This window comes from Kitasatospora sp. NPDC056531, from assembly GCF_042794375.1.
Taxonomy (GTDB): Bacteria; Actinomycetota; Actinomycetes; order Streptomycetales; family Streptomycetaceae; genus Kitasatospora.
The window spans coordinates 7,261-28,442 of the sequence record NZ_JBHTTU010000014.1 but is presented as its reverse complement, the minus strand read 5'-3'; the positions used below and the strand labels follow the sequence as shown (position 1 = coordinate 28,442).

General features: G+C 72.9%; 16 protein-coding genes. 11 read left to right on the top strand and 5 right to left on the bottom strand.

Annotated elements, in window-relative coordinates:
* The first annotated feature begins 255 nt into the window (after nt 1-255).
* Nucleotides 256-3,879, top strand: coding sequence for a SpoIIE family protein phosphatase (locus tag ACFQ87_RS15630; RefSeq protein ID WP_380611296.1), 3,624 nt, complete (start codon nt 256-258; stop codon nt 3,877-3,879).
* Between the two features lie 123 nt (nt 3,880-4,002).
* Nucleotides 4,003-4,407: a nuclear transport factor 2 family protein gene (locus ACFQ87_RS15625; protein ID WP_380611295.1), complete on the top strand. Its 405-nt coding sequence runs from the start codon at nt 4,003-4,005 to the stop codon at nt 4,405-4,407.
* 165 nt (nt 4,408-4,572) lie between these two features.
* Here the strand turns inward: ACFQ87_RS15625 and ACFQ87_RS15620 are convergent, their stop codons facing one another.
* A complete protein-coding gene (locus tag ACFQ87_RS15620) occupies nt 4,573-5,646 on the bottom strand; it encodes an S-adenosylmethionine:tRNA ribosyltransferase-isomerase (protein WP_380611294.1) in 1,074 nt (357 codons plus the stop codon).
* A complete protein-coding gene (locus ACFQ87_RS15615) occupies nt 5,643-6,392 on the bottom strand; it encodes an SDR family oxidoreductase (RefSeq protein ID WP_380611293.1) in 750 nt (249 codons plus the stop codon). Before ACFQ87_RS15615 ends, ACFQ87_RS15620 begins: the two co-directional genes overlap by 4 nt.
* Nucleotides 6,393-6,782: 390 nt before the next feature.
* Between ACFQ87_RS15615 and ACFQ87_RS15610 the strand changes: the two genes are divergently transcribed.
* The 4 genes from ACFQ87_RS15610 (at nt 6,783) to ACFQ87_RS15595 (ending at nt 12,659) form a co-directional block, all read left to right on the top strand.
* Nucleotides 6,783-7,988, top strand: coding sequence for a cytochrome P450 (locus tag ACFQ87_RS15610; protein ID WP_380611292.1), 1,206 nt, complete (start codon nt 6,783-6,785; stop codon nt 7,986-7,988).
* Between the two features lie 343 nt (nt 7,989-8,331).
* Nucleotides 8,332-9,378 (top strand): type III polyketide synthase, encoded by a 1,047-nt coding sequence (locus tag ACFQ87_RS15605; protein WP_380611291.1) that lies wholly within the window; start codon nt 8,332-8,334, stop codon nt 9,376-9,378.
* A gap of 365 nt (nt 9,379-9,743) precedes the next feature.
* Entirely contained in the window at nt 9,744-10,604 is an 861-nt protein-coding gene (locus tag ACFQ87_RS15600) for a DUF1259 domain-containing protein (protein ID WP_380611290.1), read from the top strand.
* A 564-nt stretch (nt 10,605-11,168) separates the two neighbouring features.
* Complete coding sequence (locus tag ACFQ87_RS15595; RefSeq protein WP_380611289.1) at nt 11,169-12,659, top strand: multicopper oxidase family protein; 1,491 nt, start codon at nt 11,169-11,171, stop codon at nt 12,657-12,659.
* Between the two features lie 85 nt (nt 12,660-12,744).
* Here the strand turns inward: ACFQ87_RS15595 and ACFQ87_RS15590 are convergent, their stop codons facing one another.
* Nucleotides 12,745-13,695: a pseudouridine synthase gene (locus tag ACFQ87_RS15590; protein WP_380611287.1), complete on the bottom strand. Its 951-nt coding sequence runs from the start codon at nt 13,693-13,695 to the stop codon at nt 12,745-12,747.
* A 116-nt stretch (nt 13,696-13,811) separates the two neighbouring features.
* On the opposite strand from ACFQ87_RS15590, the gene ACFQ87_RS15585 reads away from it, so the two are divergent.
* Nucleotides 13,812-14,903, top strand: a complete 1,092-nt coding sequence (locus tag ACFQ87_RS15585) for a PP2C family protein-serine/threonine phosphatase (protein WP_380611286.1) — start codon at nt 13,812-13,814, stop codon at nt 14,901-14,903.
* A 118-nt stretch (nt 14,904-15,021) separates the two neighbouring features.
* Nucleotides 15,022-15,411, top strand: coding sequence for a DUF3224 domain-containing protein (locus tag ACFQ87_RS15580; RefSeq protein WP_380611285.1), 390 nt, complete (start codon nt 15,022-15,024; stop codon nt 15,409-15,411).
* 36 nt (nt 15,412-15,447) lie between these two features.
* On the opposite strand, the gene ACFQ87_RS15575 is transcribed toward ACFQ87_RS15580, so the two are convergent.
* Nucleotides 15,448-16,308, bottom strand: coding sequence for a poly-gamma-glutamate hydrolase family protein (locus tag ACFQ87_RS15575; RefSeq protein ID WP_380611283.1), 861 nt, complete (start codon nt 16,306-16,308; stop codon nt 15,448-15,450).
* Nucleotides 16,309-16,493: 185 nt separating this feature from the next.
* Between ACFQ87_RS15575 and ACFQ87_RS15570 the strand changes: the two genes are divergently transcribed.
* Nucleotides 16,494-17,423, top strand: coding sequence for a DUF5995 family protein (locus tag ACFQ87_RS15570; protein ID WP_380611281.1), 930 nt, complete (start codon nt 16,494-16,496; stop codon nt 17,421-17,423).
* Here ACFQ87_RS15570 and ACFQ87_RS15565 read toward each other — a convergent pair.
* Nucleotides 17,384-18,823: a GuaB1 family IMP dehydrogenase-related protein gene (locus tag ACFQ87_RS15565; RefSeq protein ID WP_380611280.1), complete on the bottom strand. Its 1,440-nt coding sequence runs from the start codon at nt 18,821-18,823 to the stop codon at nt 17,384-17,386. The genes ACFQ87_RS15570 and ACFQ87_RS15565 overlap by 40 nt on opposite strands.
* A gap of 362 nt (nt 18,824-19,185) precedes the next feature.
* On the opposite strand from ACFQ87_RS15565, the gene ACFQ87_RS15560 reads away from it, so the two are divergent.
* Both ACFQ87_RS15560 and ACFQ87_RS15555 read left to right on the top strand, forming a co-directional pair.
* Complete coding sequence (locus tag ACFQ87_RS15560) at nt 19,186-20,637, top strand: SDR family NAD(P)-dependent oxidoreductase (RefSeq protein ID WP_380611404.1); 1,452 nt, start codon at nt 19,186-19,188, stop codon at nt 20,635-20,637.
* 21 nt (nt 20,638-20,658) lie between these two features.
* Nucleotides 20,659-21,123 carry an NUDIX hydrolase gene (locus tag ACFQ87_RS15555; protein ID WP_380611279.1) on the top strand — a complete coding sequence of 155 codons (465 nt, stop codon included), beginning with the start codon at nt 20,659-20,661 and terminating at the stop codon, nt 21,121-21,123.
* The last annotated feature ends 59 nt before the right edge of the window (nt 21,124-21,182 follow it).

Sequence of the window (21,182 nt, the reverse complement as noted above, 5' to 3'; positions counted from 1 at the left end):
GGGACGAGCTGTAGGACGACCTGTAAGCGGGCGAGCGGATCCTCACGAGCAGCGAGCGCCCGGCCCGTCGAGGCCAGCCACCCACGCCTGGGCACGGGCGCGCGCGGTTCGCGGCCGGGGTGGCCAGAAGGGGCGGGGGCCGGGGACTGCGTGCGACGATGGCAGGGCTGGTGGGAACGATCTCCGGGCGGGTCTCTGGCCATGGTGAACGACGAAGGGCGGCGCCAGGGGGAACCGCGGCAGGATGCCCTGCTGGTGCCGATCGCCACGGCGCTGATCGAGGCCGACGGGCGGATCCTGCACTGGAGCGGCGACGCGGAGGCACTGCTCGGTTACCGTGCGGACGAGGCGGTGGGGCAGAAGGCGGCGAAGCTGCTGACCTCGGACGAGACGCGGCCCGAGGTGCTGGAGCTGTTCGGGCAGATCCTGCAGGGCCTGGAGTGGTCCGGGGTGTTCCCGGTGCGGCACCGGGACGGGCACCTGGTGAACCTGGAGTTCCGCACGCACCCGATCCGGGGGCCCGGCGGGGCGCCGCTGGTGCTGGCCGTCGCGTCCGAGGTGACGACGCTGCACCGCATCCAGGCGGATCTGGCCGTGCTGGACGGGTTCTTCACCCAGTCCCCGGTCGGTATGGCGGTGTACGACACCGAGTTGCGCTTCGTCCGACTGAACGAGGCACTGGCCCGGGCGAACGGACTGCCCGCCGACGAGCACCTGGGCCACCGGCTCACCGAGTTGCTGCCGGGGATCAACGGCACCGAGGCCGAGGCGGTGATGCGGCAGGTGCTGTCAAGCGGTGAGCCGGTGGTGGACTTCCGCTCGCACGGGCGCATGCCGGACGATCCGCGGCACGAGTACGCCTGGTCCGCGTCCTACTTCCGGCTCGCGGACCGGGCCGGGCGGGTGCTCGGGGTCAGCGCAACCGTCATCGACATCACCGAGCGTTACCGCGCAGACGCCCGAGCGGCCCGAGCGCAGGAGCGGCTCGCCCTGCTGGTCGACGCGACCGCCTCGATCGGCACCACCCTCGACCTGCGGCAGACCGCTCGGGAGCTGGCCGACGCGATGGTTCCGAGGCTCGCCGACATCAGCGGGGTGTTCGCGCTGGAGGCGCTGGTGGCGGGCCGCAACGTCGAGCCGCCGGACGCGGAGGCCCCGCAGCTGGTGCGCCGTCTGGCGCTGGCCACCGCCGACCCGCTGTACCCGACCGAGGCGCTGCCGGTGGACGCGGTGTACGAGCTTCCGGCGGACTCCCCGTACGGCCGGGCGCTGACCACCGGGCGCACGGTGGTGGTGCCGTCCTGGGAGCTGACGCCGCTGAGCGACGGCATCAACGAGAGCCACCTCCAGGCGTTCCTGGGCGACCGGCCGCGTCCGGTTCGGATCACGCCGCTGGTGGCGCGCGGCACGACGCTCGGCATGGTGGTGTACTCGCGGCGCGGCAAGCGGGAGTCCTTCGCGGCGGCCGACATCACCCTGGGCGACGAGCTGGCCTCGCGGGCCGCCGTCGCGATCGACAATGCCCGGCTGTACCTGCGCCAGCACCAGACGGTGCTGGCGCGGCAGCAGGCGCTGCGCGAGGCGAAGGCGGCGCAGGAGCGGCTCGCGCTGGTCAACGCGGCCTCCACCCGGATCGGCACCACGCTCGAAATCGGCCGGACCGCACAGGAGTTGGCCGAGGTGGCGACGCCCCGGCTGGCCGACACGGTGGTGGTGGAGGTCTTGGAGGAACTGGTCCGGGGCGAGCGGGAGGCCCGTGCCCCGGCGGACGGTTCGGCGCTGCTGCGGCGGATCGCCTTCCACTCGGTGCACGGCTCCACCCTGACGCCGATCGACCGGCTGGGCGGGGCGCACCGATTCCTGCCCGGTTCGCCGTACGCGTGGAGCCTGGCGCACCGCAAGCCGGTGCTGGTGCCGCGGATGGACGAGGAGGGCATGGCCTGGTTCGCCGACGACCCGGTGCGCACCGCCGCCGTACGGGAGCAGAACGTGCTCTCGTTCATGGTGGTCCCGCTGATCGCGCGGGGCAGCGTGGTCGGTGTGGCGGGTTTCTACCGGACCATGGCGGAGCGCCCGTACGAGGACGAGGACCTCGCGCTGGCCGGGGAGTTGGCGGTGCGGGCGGCGGTGTCGATCGACAACGCGCTGCTGTTCACCCGGGAGCGCGACGCGGCCGCCGCCCGGCAGCGGGCGCTGGACGAGGCCTGGGCCGCCCAGCAGCGGCTGGGCCTGCTGAACGAGGCCAGCAACCGGATCGGCACCACGCTCGATCTGCACCGCACCGCCCAGGAGTTGGTGGAGGTGGTGACCCCGCGCTTCGCCGACTTCGTCACCGTGGACCTGCGCGACGCGGTGCTCAGCGGCGAGGAGCCCGGGCCGGTGCCCCGGGACGGCTCGGTGCTGATGCGGGCGGTGGCGGTCGGCGAGGCGGCCCAGGACGGCACCATGACGGAGGCCGCCGACCATGTCGGCGAGACCTCGCAGTCCGCCGAGGTGTACGCGCAGAGCCTGCGCACCCGGCGCTCGATCCTGGTCTCCGAGGTGACCGAGGAGGAGCTGCGCCGGATCGTCGCCTCCCCCGACCGGGTGCAGCCGGGGCTGGCCGCCGGGATCCACTCCTACCTGATGGTGCCGTTGGTGGCGCGCGGACTCGTGCTGGGCGGCGCGGAGTTCGTCCGCACCCGCAACCCGGTGCCGTTCGGCCCGGCGGACCGTTCGCTGGCCGAGGAGCTGGCCGCCCGGACGGCGCTGGCGATCGACAACGCGCGGCTCTACCGCCGTGAGCGGGACACCGCCCTCACGCTCCAACGCAGCCTGCTGCCACAGGAGATCCACCGTACGATCGGCTTGGAGCTGGCCTACCGCTACCTGCCCAGCAGCGTGGTGAGCGAGGTCGGCGGCGACTGGTTCGACGTGGTGCCGCTCTCCGCCGGCCGGGTCGCGCTGATCGTCGGCGACGTGATGGGCCACGGCATTCGGGCCGCCGCCACCATGGGCCAACTCCGGACCGTAGCCCGGACGTTGATCACCCTTGAACTGGACCCGGCGCGGGTGCTGTACCGGTTGGACGAGGCCACCACGGCGCTCGGCGAGGGGCAGTTCGCCACCTGTGTGTGCGTGGTGTACGACCCGGTGGACCGCCGCTGCACCGCCGCCTGCGCCGGGCACCTGCCGCCCGTGGTCGCCGACACCGAGGGCAACGCCGACCTGGTCGACCTGCCGCCCGGCGCACCGCTCGGGGTCGGCGGAGTCCCGTTCGAGAGCGTGGAGTTCACCCTCCCCGAGGAGGGCATCCTGACCCTCTACACCGACGGCCTGATCGAGCGCCGGGGCCGCGACCTGGACGAGGGCCTGACCCTGCTGCGTCGTACCGTCGCGGACCGGCGCCGCACGCTGGAGCAGACCTGCGACGCCGTCCTGACCCGGCTCACCGGCCGCACCTCCGAGGACGACATCGCCGTCATCATGGCGCAGGTCCGCCCGCAAGGCGCGGACCGGATCGCCATCCTGCCGCTCACCGGCGACCGCGCGATGGTCGCCCACTCGCGCCGCTTCACCCGCGAGACGCTGGACGCCTGGGGGCTCAGCGCGCTCGCGTACTGGGCCGAGCTGCTCACCAGCGAGCTGATCACCAACGCCCTGGTGCACTCCGGATTCCCCACCCAACTGAGGTTGTTCTGCAATCGGGTCCTCACCGTGGAGGTCGCCGACCAGGGGAGTGAAGCGCCCCGGATCCGCCGTGCCCACATCGAGGACGAGGGCGGGCGCGGCATCCACCTGGTCAACGAGCTGGCGCACCGCTGGGGCAGCCGCCGGACCAGGGACGGCAAGGTGGTCTGGTTCGAGCTGGAGCTGCCGCCGGGCTTCTCGACCGATTAGACCTGCATGGACAACGGATGGTTGTCGGGGTGCTCGTGCGGTTGTTGGCCGCCACCGCCGTCGCCGGGCTTTGCTGGTGTCACGGCGGGAGAGCCCCGACCGTACACACCAGCGGAGCCCACCATGCAGCAGCCCGACGCCCGTACCGTCGTCACCGACTACGTCACCCTCCTCGCGGCGGGTGAACTCGACGCCGCCGTCGCCCTGTTCGCCGAGGACGCCACCTGGACCTACCCGGGCGGCCTCACCCTGTCCCGCACCTGGCACGGCAAGCAGGAGATCTTCGGCGACTTCCTCGGCCGGGTCGGCGCCCTGTTCGCCACCGACGGACTGCCGGCCATCACCCTCACCCACGTCCTCGCCGACGGTCCGCAGGCGGTGGCCGAGTGGACCACCGTCGGGAAGGCCGCCAACGGCGCCCCGTACGAGAACCACTGCCTGGGCGTGTTCACCGTGGAGAACGGGCTGATCACCGCCGTCCGCGAGTACCTGGACACCCACCACGTGGCGCAGACCCTGCTGGCCTGAGCGGCGCCCCCGGCTCGACACCGTGATCGCCTCGCCTGCCCGCCGGGGTGGGGGCCCGGGCCGGCGGGGGAATCATCGCTCTCCCCCGTCCCGGTCGACCGCCGTGCAGGGCCGGCGGACACCAACGGGGGGTTCGCGACCTACGCCGCCACCGGCCGACCCCGGTCAGTCCGGCAGAAGCAGGTTGACGTCCCCGAACTCGTGCCACAGGTACCGATGTTGGACGGCCTCGCGGTAACAGGCCGCCAGCAGCGGACGGCCCGCGACGGCGGCCAGCATCAGCAGGTGCGAGGCGCGGGGCTCGTGCCAGCCGGTGAGCAGGCCGTCGACGGCGCGCACGCCGCGCTCCGGGGTGATCACCAACTCCGTCCAACCGTCGGCCTCCTGGAGCGTGCCGTCGGGTTCGGCGGCCGACTCCAGGGCGCGCACCACGGTGGTGCCGACGGCGATCACCCGGCCGCCCTCGGCCCGGACGTGGCCGGCCAGCCGGGCGGTGACCGCCGGGACGTGGAAGCGCTCGGCGTACGGGGCCTCGTGCGCCTCCGGCGAGGCCACCCCGGCGTGCAGGGTGACCGGGGCGACCAGCACGCCCCGGCCGGCCAGCCGAGCCACCGCCTCAGGGCTGAACGGACGGGCCGCGCTGGGCATTTCGCTGCTGCCGGGGACGGTCGCGAAGACCGTCTGGTAGGCCTCGACCGGCCAGTCGCGGTCCGTGTAGCCGTACCGGATCGCCCGGCCGTACAGCTCCAGGTAGCACAACAGCGGGACAGGCAGGTGGAGTTCGGCATACCAGAGGCGGGCGGTGAACGGCTCGGTCAGCTCGGCCGTGCCGCCGTCCGGCAGGCCGACCCGCAGGCCCGGGCGGGCCGGGGACCGCTCCGGCGGGTAGTACGCCGCCGCCTGCCCGGGCACCACCTCACGCAACTCCACCAGGTAGCCGCCGCGTCGGTCCGGCTGGGCGGAGGAGAGGTGCAGCGCGACCGGCGCGCCGTCGGGCAGCCGGCCCGGCAGGGCGGCCGGGAGGGTGGCCGAGTTGTTGACCACCAGCAGGTCGCCGGGCCGCAGCACCTCGGGCAACTCGGTGAAGCGGCGGTGCTCGATGCCGCCGGAGGCGCGCCGGCCGACCAGCATCCGTACGCCGTCCCGGGCCCCGCCGCGGGCCTCCGCCGGTGCGCGGGCGGAGAGTTCGGGCGGGACGGTGAGGTCGAGACCGAGGCCGAGGCCGGTCAGGGCCGTCATCGCCCACCCCGGTCGACGGCTGCCAGGTCCTCGGCGCGGTAGCGGCCGGAGGGGGTGCGGTCGCGCAGCAGGCCGAGCAGAACGGGTGCGACCTGCTCGGGCAGTGGCTCGCCGGAGATGTCCTCGCCGGGGCTCGCCTCCTGCATCATCCGGGTGCGCATGCTGCCCGGGTCGACCGCCCAGACCCTCAACTCCGGCTCCTCCCTGGCGAGTACGGCGGTGGCCTGGTCGAGCGCGGCCTTGCTGGCGCCGTAGCCTCCCCAACCGAGGTAGGGCACCACGGCGGCGTCCGAGCTGATGTTGAGGACCGCGCCGGAGCGGGCGCGCAGCTGGGGCAGGACGAGTTGGGTGAGCGCGATCGGGGCGAGCGCGTTGACCTCGAAGGTCTCCAGCAGGTCCGGCAGCGGGAAGTCGGCCAGCCGGGGCAGCGGCTCGGCGCCGGGGGCGGGGGCGCCGTTGAGCGTGCCGGCGTTGTTGACCAGGAGGCTCGCGCCGCCGAGTCCCTCGGCGGCCTCGGCCAGGCGGGCGCGGTGGTCGTCGTCGACGATCGAGCCGGACAGGGCCACCACCTTGGTGACGGCGGCCAGGGCCTGTTCGGCCTCGGCGAGTTCGGCAGCGCCCCGAGCGGTGATCACCAGCTGCCAGCCCTCGGCGGCGAGGGCGTGCGCGAGCGCCAGGCCGAGTCCTCGGGAGGCGCCGGTGACCAGGGCGACGGGGGCGGGGGCGGTGTGCGGTGCTGCGTTCATGAGGCAACGATCCCGCCGCCGGGGCGAGCGGCGGATCGGTCGCCCGGCTTGGGACCGGGTCATGCGTTCGTCCTAGATCGACGGGCCGTCCTAGGACCCGGCCTCCCAGCCCCGGGGGCCGGTCCAGGCGGCGAGGGTGCGGCGGCGGTGTCGGCTCGTCCGGCGTGGCCCCGCGGTGGCCGCGAGCAGCCGGGCGGCGGACCGGCGCGCGGCGGCCGGGGCGACCGCGTGATGTGGGAACCGGACGCTCCTGCCGCTGATCAGCCCGGATGAATTACCGGCCGTCCCGCACCTCCACCGGTGTGTGCGGCCGACCGATCGGGTACCGGTGCTCAGTCCGTTCCATCCGCCTTCCCATCCGGCCCGCACGGCCCAGACCTGGAGGTCCGCATGTCCACCGACTCCAGCGCACGGAACTGCCCGTTCGACTTCGCCGAAGCCCTTGAGTTCGACCCGACGCTCCGGCAGCTCATGAACGACGCGCCGGCCAGCCGCATCCGCCTCCCCTACGGCGAGGGGGAGGCCTGGCTCGTCACGGGGTACGACGACGTGCGCACAGTGACCACTGACCGGCGTTTCAGCCGCCACGCCATCGTCGGCCGGGACTTCCCGCGCATGACTCCCGAGCCGATCGTCCAGGCCGAGGCGATCAACGTCATGGACCCGCCCGCCAGCGCCCGCCTGCGCAGCCTGGTGTCCAAGGGCTTCACGCCCGACCACATCGAGCGGATGAGGGACCGTACCCAGCTCGTGGTGAACGGGCTGCTGGACCGCATGCGGGACCAGGGTCCCCCGGCCGACCTCATGGAGCACCTGGCCCACCCGCTCCCGCTGATCACGATCTGCGAGGTCCTGGAGATCCCCGAGGCCGACAGCGCACAGCTGCGCGCCAACGCCCGGACGATGATGAACATGGACCTGGACAACAAGCCGGACGCGGTGCGGGCCAAGGCCGACCTGCGGGCGTACTTCGCCGAGCTGACGGCCGAACGGCGCAGGAACCCCGGTGACGACCTGATCAGCGCGCTGGCCACGGCCCGCGACGGGGACGAGGTCCTCGACGAGCGGGAACTCACCGTGATGGCCATGGTCCTGCTGATCACCGGCCAGGACACCACGACGTACGAGCTCGGCAACCTCTCGTACACCATCCTCACCCGGCCGGACGTGCGCGCCACCCTGCTCGAGCGGCCCGAGATGCTCAGCCAGGTGATCCAGGAGATGCTGCGCTTCATCCCCTTCCGCAAGGGCGTCGGCATCCCCCGGGTGGCCCTTGAGGACGTGGAGCTGAGCGGGGTGACGATCCCGGCGGGGGACATCGTGCACGTCTCCTACCTGACCGCCAACCGGGACGGCCGCAGGTTCGAGCGGCCCGACGAGCTGGACCTGGAGCGGACCAGCCCCTCCCACATGACCTTCGGCTGGGGCGCGCACCACTGCCTCGGCGCACCGCTGGCCATCACCGAGCTCGAAGTCGCCCTCGGGACCCTGCTGGAGCGCTTCCCCAGGATCGCGCTGGCGAAGCCGGCCGCGGAGCTGGCGTGGAACACCTCGTCGATCTGGCGCTATCCGCTCGGGCTGCCGGTCACCTGGTGACGGTGCCCCACGCTCCGGCGCTCGCCCACCGCCACCTCGCTTCCGGCATCGCCGCGCACGTCGGCCCGCACACCTTGGAGTGTGCGGGCCGACGTGCGTGCTGGACCCACCTTCCGTAAATTGGGCTGACGTGGCCCGAACCAACTAGTGGCCGGCACCGCCCGCACAGCGAGCATCCGATCCTCGCTCTGCCGGCTCGTCTGCCGCGCTGTTGGGCCCCGCCCGGTGAGTCCCGCCGCCGCGCCGTCTCCACGCGTTCGGCTCGCAGCGGCTGCCGTCGAGCACTGAATTCCCCGCCTCGCCAGGGTCGCACCGGGAACTCCGTCCGTCAGGAGGAAGTCCCATGGCCGTTCTGTGTAAGCCCGCGATAGCCGTGCCGGAGCACGTCATCACCAACGAGGAAACCCTCGAACTGGCGCGCAGGCTCCACCAGGACCATCCCCAGCTCGCTCTGGCGTTGCGCCTCATCAAGAACACCGGGGTGCGGAAGCGGCATCTGATCCAACCCATCGACGTGGTGCTGAAGCACCCGGGGCTGGACGAGCGGAGCGCCGTCTTCGAGGCGGAGTCCAAGGCCCGCGTCCCGGCGGTGGTGGTCCAGGCCCTCGAATCGGCCCAGGTGGAGCCGTCGCAGATCGACCTGATCGTCTACGTGTCGTGCACCGGCTTCATGATGCCGTCGCTCACGGCGTGGCTGATCAACAAGCTGGGCTTCCGGCCGGAGACCCGGCAGCTGCCGATCGCCCAACTGGGCTGTGCGGCCGGCGGCGCGGCGGTGAACCGGGCCCATGACTTCTGCTCGGCGTACCCGGGCGCCAACGTGCTGATCGTGGCCTGCGAGTTCTGCTCGCTGTGCTACCAGCCCACCGACCTGGGCGTGGGATCGCTGCTGTCGAACGGCCTGTTCGGCGACGGGATCGCCGCCGCCGTGGTCCGGGGCGAGGGCGGCACCGGGATCCGGTTGGAGCGCAACGGCTCCTACCTCATCCCGAACACCGAGGAGTGGATCTCCTACGCGGTCCGCCCCACCGGATTCCACTTCCAGCTGGACAAGCGGGTGCCGGGGACGATGGAGCCCCTCAGCCCTGCCCTGCGTGCGGTGGCGGAACAGCACCGGTGGGACGTGGGCATGCTGGACTTCTACATCATCCACGCCGGCGGTCCACGGATCCTGGACGACCTGAGCCGCTTCCTGGGGGTGCCGCCCGAGGCGTTCCGCTTCAGCCGGGCCACCCTCACCGAGTACGGCAACATCGCCAGTGCGGTCGTGCTCGACGCCCTGGCCCGGATGTTCGACGAGAAGTCGGCTCTCAACGGCCACCAGGGGCTGCTGGCCGGGTTCGGCCCCGGCATCACCGCCGAGATGTCCCTGGGCACCTGGGCGTCCTGACCGCGAAGTCGAGCCGCGCCCCCATCCGATCCTTCGTCCGGCCACCGGCCCCCCGGCGGCCGGCCCAGACGGGAGCCGTTACCCGCACGCCGCCGTGGCCGCCGTGCGGGGAGCTGCTCCTGCACTCGCCCCGGGCCCTGGAGGTACCTGTGAAAACCGAAGACGCAACCCCCGGGAACCCTGTTCCCCCCGCTGTACCGCGACGACCGCTGCTGGCGGCGGCCGGGCTGATACCAGTGCTGGCCGGTCTGGCGGGGGATGCGGCCATGGGGCCGGCCGCGGCCCGTGATCCCGACGGCACGGGGCCGGGATCAGCCCATGATCACGGCGGCCCGGGGCCCGGATCAGCCCATGATCACGGCGGCATGGGGCCCGCCCCCATCCCGGTGACCACCCGCGAGGAGGACTGGGGCGACATCGCGCACACCCTCGGCCGCCCGGGCAACCTCATCCGCACGACCTACCACCACACGCCCTTCCCGCGGCACGACCTGCGCGTGGTCAGCCGCGGCGTCGCCATCACTCCTGGGCTCGCGCTGGGCTCGCACGCCTCCTTCGCCCGGTACGACGACGGCAGCACCCTGATGATGGGCGATCTGGTGGTGACCGCGGACGAGCTGCCGGCGTTCACCGACGCGCTCCGGGCTCAGGGGATCGCCCTGACGGCCATCCACAAACACCTGCCGGAGCAGTCGCCGGACGTCTGGTGGACCCATGTCTGCGCACACGGCCACGACGCCGTGGCACTGGCCCGCGGGCTGCGGACCGCGCTCGACCGCACCGGCACTCCGGCACCGCGCCCGCCCAGAAGACCGCTCCGGCCCCTCGAACTGGACACCGTCGGCATCGACGCCGCGCTGGGGGCCGCGGGCAACAGCGGCGAGGACGTCCATGCGTGCGTCTTCGTGCGCCGCGAGACCCTCGTCGACGAGGGGCACGTCCTGCCACCCGGCCTGGGCGCGACCTCGGCCTTCAACTTCCAGCCGCTCGGCGGCGGACGGGCCGCGCTCAGCGGCGACCTCGCCATGGTCGCCGCCGAGGTCCAGGAGGTGATCGGGGTGCTGCGGCAGGGCGGCATCGAACTCGTCGAACTCCACAACCACGGCCTGACGGACGAACCGCGCCTCTTCTTCACCCACATCTGGGCCCAGGGCGATGCCGTGGACCTGGCCAGAACGGTCCGCCGCGCGGTCGCCGCCACCAATGTCGTACCGGCCACCACCTGAATGACCGGCGGAGATACCCGGCCTTCCCCCGTCGTGCCCAACGAGTGTCGGGCACGACGGGCGCGGCCGCGCGCCGGCAGCGCGCACCAGGCGCTCGCCCCCGCACGAAGTGGCACCCGAACGTCCCGGGTATGCCGGCCGCCCCGGGATGCCGGGGTCCCGTGCGGATGCGGTCGCGATGCAGAGCGCGCGAAGCCCGCTGATACTGAGCCAGCGGGGCGGTTACCAAGCGCGGCGCGAGCCGCACGGTCAGCCACCGCCAGGCCCGCGCCGTCATGTGCGCGGCAGCCGTTTGGCGGGGGCGACCGGCGACCACGGCCGGCGAACCATCTGCCCGGCGGCATACCGACCGCCGGGTCCCGGACAGAGAGACCGAGGATGCTGAACCGACGAGACCTCCTCAGGGCCGCCACCATAGGCGGCCCAGTGGCCCTCCTCCCCTGGGGCCTCACACCAAGCCTGGCCCAGACCGCGCCAGTCGCACTGCCAGTCGCACTGCCGGCCGCTCAGGCCAGGTCGGAGCCCAAGGGGCGGGCCGCCCGGATCTCCACCTTCGCGCACGCCATGCGAGTGCCCCCAGTGCTGAGTCCGGTGTCGCGGACGGATTCCTCGGACCTGTACAAGCTGCGGATGGCCGAGTCCGAGGTGGAGATCGTCAAGGGGCTGCTGACCACCGTCCGGACCTACGGCGACTGCTTCCCCGGTCCGACCATCCGGGCCGTCAAGGGCCGGGAGGTGGTGATCGAGCAGACCAACGACCTGAGCGTGCACACCTCCGTCCACCTGCACGGCGGCCATGTCCAGTCGAAGTACGACGGCCTGCCGATGGACCTCGTCGAGCCCGGCGAGACCCGCGAGTACCGCTACCCCAACGAACAGGTGGCCGCCTCGCTCTGGTACCACGACCACGCGCACGGGCTGGAGGCCGAGAACGTCTACCGCGGTCTGGCCGGCGCCTACCTGCTCAGCGACCCGCACGAGAGCAGCCTGCCGCTGCCGAGCGGCGAGTTCGACATCCCGCTGCTGATCCGGGACGCCCGGATCGAGAGGGACGGCAGGCTGGTCTACACCGACCCGTACGAGTGCCCGCACATGCTGGTCAACGGCAAGGAGCGGCCCTACTTCGAGGTGGCGGCGCGCAAGTACCGTCTGCGGGTCTTCAACGTCTCGCCCAACCGCCACATATCGCTGCGCTTCGCCGACGGCGAGCCGTTCACCCAGATAGCCTCCGACGGCGGACTTCTCGCCGGGCCGGTGAAGTTGGACGAGTTGACCCTGGCCGGCGCGGAACGCGCCGAGATCGTGGTCGACTTCTCCCGCTACCCGGTCGGCGAATCGGTGGTGCTGGAGAACACGGCCGCGCTGGAGAGCGAGCGGTCCGAGGTGCTGCGCTTCGACATCACCCGGACGGCCGAGGACCGTAGCCGGATACCGGACGTCCTGGCCACCCTGCCGCCGATCCCGAAGGCGACGGTGGAGCGGGAGTTCTGGCTGACGACCTTCCCGGACACCAGGATCAACGGGCGCAAGTACGACCCGGACCGGACCGACGTGCGGACCACCGTCGGCACCAGCGAGATCTGGACGATCCACAACCACCTCACCCGCCGGCCGGCCGGGGTCTTCCACGCCCCCCACTCCTTCCACACCCACCTGGTGCGGTTCCGCGTGCTGGACCGTGACGGGGAGCCGGTCGGCCCGGCCGAGGCCGGGCTGAAGGACACCGTCCCGATCTATCCGGGCCAGTCCGTCCGGATCGCCATGACCTGGGGCGACTACCCGGGCCAGTACGTCTATCACTGCCACCACGGGGTGCACTCCTCGCACGGCCAGATGGGCCGGATCGACGTGCTGCCCTCAGCATCGGAGGGCGGCGCCAAGGAGTCGGACGAGGCCTTAGCCAACTCGTCCTCGTCCTCGGAAGCCTCGATGTCCGGAGCCGGCCGGTCCGGATCGTCGGCGTCCGGAACCGGTCGGCGGCAACGGCGGCAACGGCGGCACCGGCGGCGGCACGGTCGGTACCACCACGGGCACCACGCCGGCGTCCGAGCCTGACCCTGTCGGGGACCTCGGCGTTCGACTGTCCGTGATCACGGTGGTGAGCCAGTCTCGCGGGTACCGGGGGCCGCGAGACTCCCGCCTAGGACGCGCCGCGGGCCCAGCCCTCGGGGTCGCTCCAGGCGGCCAGGGTGCGGCGGCTCTCGAAGCGGCGCTCGCGGCCGGTCAGCGGGTCGGTGAACTCGACGACGGAGGAGAGGAGTTGGAGCGGCCGACGGAAATCGTCCGGGGCCGGTTCGGGCAGCACCACCGGGTAGACCGGGTCCCCGAGGATCGGCACGCCGAGCCCGCACATGTGCAGCCGCAGCTGGTGGGTGCGTCCACTGAGCGGGCGGAGGCGGTAGCGGGCGAGGCCGTCGCGGTGGTCGACCAGGTCGATCTCGCTCTCGCTGTTCGGCGGGGCGTCGACCTCGCGGGCCGCGATCACGCCCCGTTCCTTGACGATGTGGCTGCGGACGGTGCGGGGCAGGCTCAGCGCCGGGTCGTAGGGGGCGACGGCCCGGTACTCCTTGCGGACCAGCCGGTCGCGGAAGAGCGTCTGGTAGGCGCCGCGGTCCTCCGGCCGGACCACGAACATGGCCAGGCCGGCGGTGAGCCGGTCGAGCCGGTGGGCGGGGCTGAGCGCGGGCAGGTCGAGGGTGTGCCGCAGCCGGGAGAGCGCCGTCTCGACGACGTGCCTGCCGCGCGGGGTGGTGGCCAGGAAGTGCGGCTTGTCGACGACGACCAGGTGCTCGTCCCGGTGCAGCACCTCCAGCTCGAACGGGACGCGGACCTCGTCCGGCAGGTCCCGGTAGAACCACAGGTGCGCGCCGGGCCGGAACGGCGCGTCGGGCGCGACCGGCCCGTCCTCACCGACGATCTCCCGCCCGTGCAACGCCGCGTCGATCCGCTCGGCCGCCACGGCGGGCAGCCGCTCGACCAGGTGGGCGCGAACGGTCGGCCAGGGACCCTCGGCCGGGAGCCGCAGGTGCACCGGGTCCACGCCGTTGCGCTGTGGGAGGGGGGAGGCCGGGCGGCGGCTCTTGCGTCTCATCTCGCGGCCCAGCCTAGTCGGGTACGCCCGGCCGTCCTCGTCCGAGGTGCCGCCTGCGGGGGGAGCGGAGCAGAGTGGATCGTAGGCCCGCTCAGCCGCTCAGCCCTGGAGGACGCGTGACCGCCGACGACGGCCCGGCCGGTGTGCCGCCGCTACACCTACCGCGACGCACCCGGCTGCTGCTGTACGGCGCCTTCGCGCTGCTGATCGGCGCCATCATCGCCGATCTGGCGACCGGCCCCGGCACGACGCTCTCCCCCGTCCTCGCGGTGGCGCCGGTGCTGGCCGGAGCGACCACCCGGACGGCCCGGGTGCCGCTGATCGCCGGGGCGATCGCCGTCCTCGCGGTCGGGCTACTGGAGGCCACCAACACCGATCTGCCGACCGAGGTGCACATCACCGCGCTGATCACGGTGCTCGCCGCGACGTTGGCCAGCGCCGCCAACGTCGTCCTGGTGGCGGCCCGGGAACGGGAGCTGTTCCGGGTCCGGACGGTGGCCGAGGCGGCGCAGCGGGCCCTGCTGCGCCCTCCGCCGGAGCGGATCGGGCGGCTGCGTGTGGCCGTGCGGTACGTCGCGGCGGCGGCCGAGGCACGGATCGGCGGGGACGTGTACGCCGTCGTCGAGACCCGCTTCGGCGTGCGGATCCTGCTCGGCGACGTGCAGGGGCACGGGCTTCCGGCGGTGGAGACGGCGGCGGACGTGCTGGGCGTGTTCCGGGAGGCGGCGCGGACCGATCCCGACCTCACCCGACTGGCGGAGCGGCTGGACGCTGCGCTCACCGCGCGGTCGGAGGACGGGCGGTTCGCCACCGCGCTGCTGCTGGACGTGGCACCGGACCGGGGACCGGTGACGATCGTGAACTGCGGCCACCCGCACCCACTGCTGCGCCGCGCGGGCAGGGTGAGCGGCCTGGAGCCGCCGTTCCCGGCGCCGCCGCTGGGCCTGCTCGGACTGACCGGCGGCGGCTACCCGGCGGGCCGCTTCGAGCCGCGGCCCGGCGACATGCTGCTCCTGCACACTGACGGCGTGTCCGAGGCCCGGGACGCCGAGGGCCGGTTCTACCCGCTGGCGGAACGTCTGCCCGGCCTGCCGGCGTGGAACCCGGCGGACCTGCTGGTCGCCCTGCTCGCGGACGTCGACGGCTGGGTCGGGGACGCCGGGCTGGCCGACGACGCTGCGGTGCTGGCGCTGCGCTGGGAGTACTGACGGCGGCGCAGGGCCGATTGTCAGTGGTGTGTGCAACGCTTCACGCACGGTCGGGGCGTGCCCGGCCGCTCGGTCGGCGGGGTGCCGACCGGGGGACGACCGACGAGGGGAGCGTGCCGTGGGTGCCGAGGCGAGCGGGTCGTTCGAGCTGACCGCTTTCGAGCCGGTGGAGACGGAGGAGCGCGAGGGCGTCTCCTTCGGGCGGGTCAGCATCGCCAAGACCTTCACGGGCGGCCTGAGCGGGCGGAGCGAGGTGCGGATGCTGTCCGTCGGCGACGCCTCGGGCGGCCCGGCCTCGTACGTCGCGGTGGAGCACGTGACGGGTGAACTGGACGGGCGAAAGGGCTCGTTCGTGCTCCAGCACGCGGCCTGGGACACCACCGGGGTGACGATACGCGTGGTGCCGGGCACCGGGACGGGCGAGCTGGCCGGGATCACCGGGGAGTTCCGGCTGGCCGTCGACGAGTCCGGCACCCACACCTACGTGCTGGCGTACGAGCTGGGCTGACGCCGGCTGCGGGGCACGCAGCCGGCGGGCCGTCCGTCACAGGATGGGCTGGGTCGCCTCCACCCGCTGGATCGCGGTCCGGACCGCGGTCGTGAAGCCCCAGAACAGCGGCAGGGTGTTGACCGCCGCTTCGGCGCGGGTGCTCTTACCCGGGGCGAACATCGTGGCGCGCAGCTCGGTGGTCAGCTCCAACTGGGCGCCCATCCCGAGCAGGCTGCGGTTGCAGATGTTCTCCGGCGAGGCGCCCGCGATCTCCTCCTCGCCGGAGGCGGTCACGGCCCGGACGCCCGCCGCCGCGAACTCCTCCATCAGGTACTGGCGGAAGGCGGAGTTCAGGCCGCCGACCAGCACGGCCCGGGCACCGACCTCCAAGCCGGCTTTTGCGGTGGTGCAGCCGTGCAGCGACAGCACGTTGAGGCTGCCGGCGCACATCGCCCGGACCACGCCGTCATCGCAGTGGGTCGAGGTGACGTGCAGTGCGCCGTTGTTGGAGGAGCGCAGACCCTCGAACATCCAGAAGTCGAGCACCGGCCCGGCGGCCGGGGTCGGGGCGAGGTCGGCCGGGTCGTAGCCGGCGACGGCCAGGCACAGTTCGGACGTGCCGACCTCGATGCCGCCGCCGTGCGGGGCGATGACGGTGGTCCGGATGAACGGCGGACGGTCCTGCGGGCTCTGGTCGTCGATCAAGTGCCGGCGGTAGCGGCGGCCGTAGTCCACGCCCTCAACCAGGGACGGGTCGGCGTAGAGGGCCGTGTTGGAGGGGTAGAGGTCGGCGGCGTTCGCGGGGGTGCTCCCCAGCGTGGCGCCGACGGCGTCGACGGCGCTGAGGGCGCTGAGGGCCGGGGCCGCGGCGAGCGCGGACATCAGGGCACGACGGTTGATCACGGTCGGGACCATGGCAGGGGGCGGGAAATAGGTAAAGTCACAGCAAAGTCCAGTCACATCCAGCTCCACGTCATTCCAGGGCAGGGCGGCCTGATCGTGTGACGCCACTTCGACGGACGCGTGTTCGCGCCCACCGGACACCCTCCACGCTGCCACGATGATGCGATCAGTGCACGATCGGCCTCGGAGGGTGGAGCATGACCCGCACAGCGACGGCCCGTACGGCGACGACCCGCCGGCCGGTCACGGTCGAGGAGGTGGTCGGCCGGCTACGGGAGATCGCGGCAGAGCTGCCCCCGACGGACGGGGTGGCGGTCTTCAACCAGGCCTACCTGACAGTGACGGAGGCGGTGCGCGACCGACTCGTCGGCGGGTACTTCGCCGACCCTCCGGCGATGGCCGAGTTGGACGTGGTGTTCGCCGGGCGGTACCTGCTGGCCGTGGCCGCCGACGCGGCCGGGCAGGATCCGCCCGCTTGCTGGCGGCCGCTGTTCGCGCTGCGCGCCCACCCGGGCGTGCACCCGCTGCAGTTCGCGTTGGCCGGGATGAACGCCCACATCCAGCACGACCTGCCGCTGGCCGTGGTCGACCTCTGCCTGCGCCGTGGCTGCGAGCCGGCCGGGGTCGAGGCGGACTACCGCCGGATCAACGGGGTGCTGGCCGAAGTGGAGACGGCCGTGCGCGAGCAGCTGATGCCCGGGCCCGACCTGCTGGAGCACGCCGAGCCACTCACCCACCTGCTCGGCACCTGGTCGGTCGAGGCCGCCCGCGAGGGAGCCTGGGCGGCCGTGCGGGAGCTATGGGAGCTGCGCCGGCTACCGGGCGCCGCCCGGGCCTTCGCCGCCGCGCTGGACGGCTCGGTCGGAATGCTCGGCCGCGCCCTACTGCTCCCAGTCGGACCGCACCACGGGCGGGACGGCCAGGACGGCCAGGGCCAAGGGCACGACGGGCACGGCCGACGGCAGGACACGCCCGAGACGGCCGCGGCCGCCCGGCTCCCCGAGGCGAGGAACCGGACGGCCGACGGTACGGACGCGGGTGGGCGGGCCCGGGCTGGGCGGGCCCAGCCCGACCAGCCCCGGCCCGATCAGGCCCAGCTGGAGTGCAGCGGCTTGCCCTCGGCGTAGCCGGCCGCGCTCTGGATGCCCACGATCGCCTTCTCGTGGAACTCCTCCAGGGTGTTGGCGCCCGCGTAGGTGCAGGAGCTGCGCACGCCGGCCACGATCGAGTCGATCAGGTCCTCGACGCCCGGGCGGGCCGGGTCGAGGAACATCCGGGAGTGCGAGATGCCCTCCTCGAACAGCGCCTTGCGGGCCCGGTCGTACGTGGAGTCCTGGGCGGTGCGGTTGCTGACCGCACGAGCCGAGGCCATGCCGAAGCTCTCCTTGTACTGGCGGCCGTCGGCGGCGGTCTGCAGGTCGCCCGGGGACTCGTAGGTGCCGGCGAACCAGGAGCCGATCATCACGTTGGAGGCACCGGCGGCCAGCGCCATGGCGACGTCGCGCGGGTGGCGCACGCCGCCGTCGGCCCAGACGTGCTTGCCGAGCCGGCGGGCCTCGGCGGCGCACTCCAGGACTGCGGAGAACTGCGGGCGGCCGACACCGGTCATCATCCGGGTGGTGCACATGGCGCCCGGGCCGACGCCGACCTTGAGGATGTCGGCGCCCGCCTCGACCAGGTCGCGGACACCGGCGGCGGAGACCACGTTGCCGGCCACGATCGGGATCTGCGGGTCCAGGCCGCGCACCGCGCGCAGCGCGCTGATCATGCTCTCCTGGTGGCCGTGCGCGGTGTCGACCACCAGCACGTCGGCCCCGGCGTCGATCAGCGCCTTGGCCTTGCCCGCGACGTCGCCGTTGATGCCGACGGTGGCGGCGATCCGCAGCTTGCCGTTCGCGTCCACGGCCGGGGTGTACAGGGTGGCGCGCAGCGCGCCCTTGCGGGTGAGGATGCCGACCAGGCGGCCCTCGGCGTCGACCACCGGGGCGAGCTTGCGGTGCGCCTCGGAGAGCTTGTCGAAGGCGGCGCGCGGGTCGATGCCCTCGTCCAGCAGCAGCAGCTCGCGGGACATGATGTCGGCGAGGCTGGTGAAGCGGTCCACGCCCTGGCAGTCGGACTCGGTGACGACGCCGACCGGCTTGCCGTCCTCGACCACCACGAGGGCGCCGTGCGCGCGCTTGGGCAGCAGGGAGAGCGCCTCGGCGACGGTGGCGCCGGGCGCGAGGGTGATCGGGGTGTCGACCACCAGGTGGCGCTGCTTGACCCAGGAGATGACCTCGGCGATGACCTCGGTCGGGATGTCCTGCGGGATGGCGACCAGGCCGCCGCGGCGGGCGACGGTCTCGGCCATCCGGCGCCCGGCGATGGCGGTCATGTTGGCGACGACCAGCGGGATGGTGGTGCCGGTGCCGTCGTTCGAGGAGAGGTCCACGCCCTGCCGGGAGCCCACGGCGGAACGGCTGGGGACCATGAAGACGTCGTCGTACGTCAAGTCGTACGAGGGCTTGAGGTCGTTCAGGAAACGCATGAATGGGCTCTCTGGCTGGGAGAAATTACACCTCGGGCGCGGTTGCGGCGATGCCGCCGGGGCGCACTCGGGCGCCCGGCACCCAGCATTCGATTCTCCGGCAGCGCGGAGGCAAAAGCCAGTTCGAGGAACATTGCTGGTGGTGTGCACAAACCGTGATCAATGCTCCGCGCGTAGACATGGACGATCCTCCAAGCACCCTCCCCCACGTCGGCTTTTCGCCCCGGCGAGGACCACTCCCGTAGCATTCACGCGGTAACGGCGAGGCGAGTGGGAAAGCGGCAGCGGGCGTGAGCATCGAGCAGAAGGACGTCGAGCGACAGGACGTCGGGCATGGCCAGGTCGAGGGCACCGAGGAGGAGATCGACTTCGGTCCCGGCCTCGACCCCGAGCGGCTGAGGCTCTGCCTGGAGGTGCTCGCGGAGCTGGACGAGCTGCACGTCGACCACCCGGACGCGATCACCGTCCGCAAGGCCGTCGGCGGCATATTCCGGACCCTCAAGCAGCGCCGCCGCCAGGAGACCCGGGCCCGCAAGACCGCGAACGACCGCGAGGTCACCGCCCGCACGGCCACCGGCGCCCCGACCCGGATCGACGACGAGACGGCCGGCGCCTTCGGCCTGACCACCGTCACCACCACCGAGATCGCCGGCATCCTGGAGCGGCCCCGCTCCTGCTACACCTGCAAGCAGCGGTATGTCGAGGTCGACGCCTTCTACCACAACCTGTGCCAGAAGTGCGCGGTCCTGAACCGGTCCCGCCGGGACGCCCGGGCCGACCTCACCGGCAAGCGCGCGCTGCTGACCGGCGGCCGAGCCAAGATCGGGATGTACATCGCGCTGATGCTGCTGCGCGACGGCGCCCACACCACCATCACCACCCGCTTCCCCAACGACGCGATCCGCCGCTTCAAGGCGATGCCGGACAGCGCCGAGTGGATCCACCGCCTCAAGATCATCGGCATCGACCTGCGTGACCCGGCCCAGGTGATGGCACTGGCCGACGAGGTCGCCGCCGACGGTCCGCTGGACATCCTGATCAACAACGCCGCGCAGACCGTCCGCCGCCCGCCGGAGTCCTACCGCGAGCTGGTCAACGCCGAGTCCGCCCCGCTGCCGGCCGGTGAGCTGCCGCAGGCCACCACCATCGGCCGCTTCAACAGCGGCAGCGTCGACCTGCCCGCCCTCCCCCACCAGGCGAGCGGCGGCGAGCAGCGGCTGGCCGCCGAGGACGTCACCTCGCTCGCCCTGGTCACCGGCTCCGCCACCCCGGCCCGGATCGAGGCCGGCACCGCGATCGACGCCGGCGGCCTGGTGCCCGACCTCGCGGACACCAACAGCTGGGTGCAGACCGTCGAGGAGGTGGGCCCGGTCGAGCTGCTGGAGGTCCAGCTCTGCAACTCCACCGCGCCGTTCATCCTGATCAGCCGGCTGCGCCCGGCGATGGCCGCGTCCGCGTCCCGTCGCAAGTACGTGGTCAACGTCTCCGCGATGGAGGGCGTCTTCTCGCGCGGCTACAAGGGCGCCGGCCACCCGCACACCAACATGGCCAAGGCCGCGCTCAACATGCTCACCCGCACCAGCGCGCAGGAGATGTTCCAGAGCCACGGCATCCTGATGACCGCCGTCGACACCGGCTGGATCACCGACGAGCGGCCGCACCCGGACAAGATGCGCCTCGCCGACGAAGGCTTCCACGCCCCGCTCGACCTGGTCGACGGCGCGGCCCGGGTGTACGACCCGATCGTGCGCGGCGAGGCCGGCGAGGACCTGTACGGCTGCTTCCTCAAGGACTACGAGCGCGGCAACTGGTAACCAGCTGAAGGAGATGGCGAGTTGAGCACCGTACCGACCGCACCGCTGCTCGGCGCCGGGATCATCGTGCCCACCGGGGACGGCCGGGTGTTGATCGGCCGCCGCACCACGGCCGGCGAACCGCCCACCTGGAGCCTGCCCGGCGGCAAGGTCGACCTCGGCGAGTCCTTCGAGCAGACCGCGGCCCGCGAACTCGCCGAGGAGACCGGCATCGTGCTGCCCGCGGCGCAGATGCGGGTGCTCGCCGTGCACCTGGACCACGAGCTCGGCCGGCCCCGGCTGACCGCCGCCGTGCTGGCGCCGCCGAGTCTGGCCGAGGCGGTGGTCACCGAGCCGCACGCCTGCGCCGGTTGGGAGCGCTTCGCGGTGGACGAGCTGCCGGAGCCGATGTTCTACCCGTCCGCGCTGGTGCTCGGCAGCTGGCTGCCCGGGCTGGACGACATCCGGCGGGACGGGACGCACGGCTACACCGTCGCCCGCCGATGACCTGCGGCCGCACCGACACATGCCCACGGGGGGGAGTCCGGGGGGGTGGGTCCCACCCC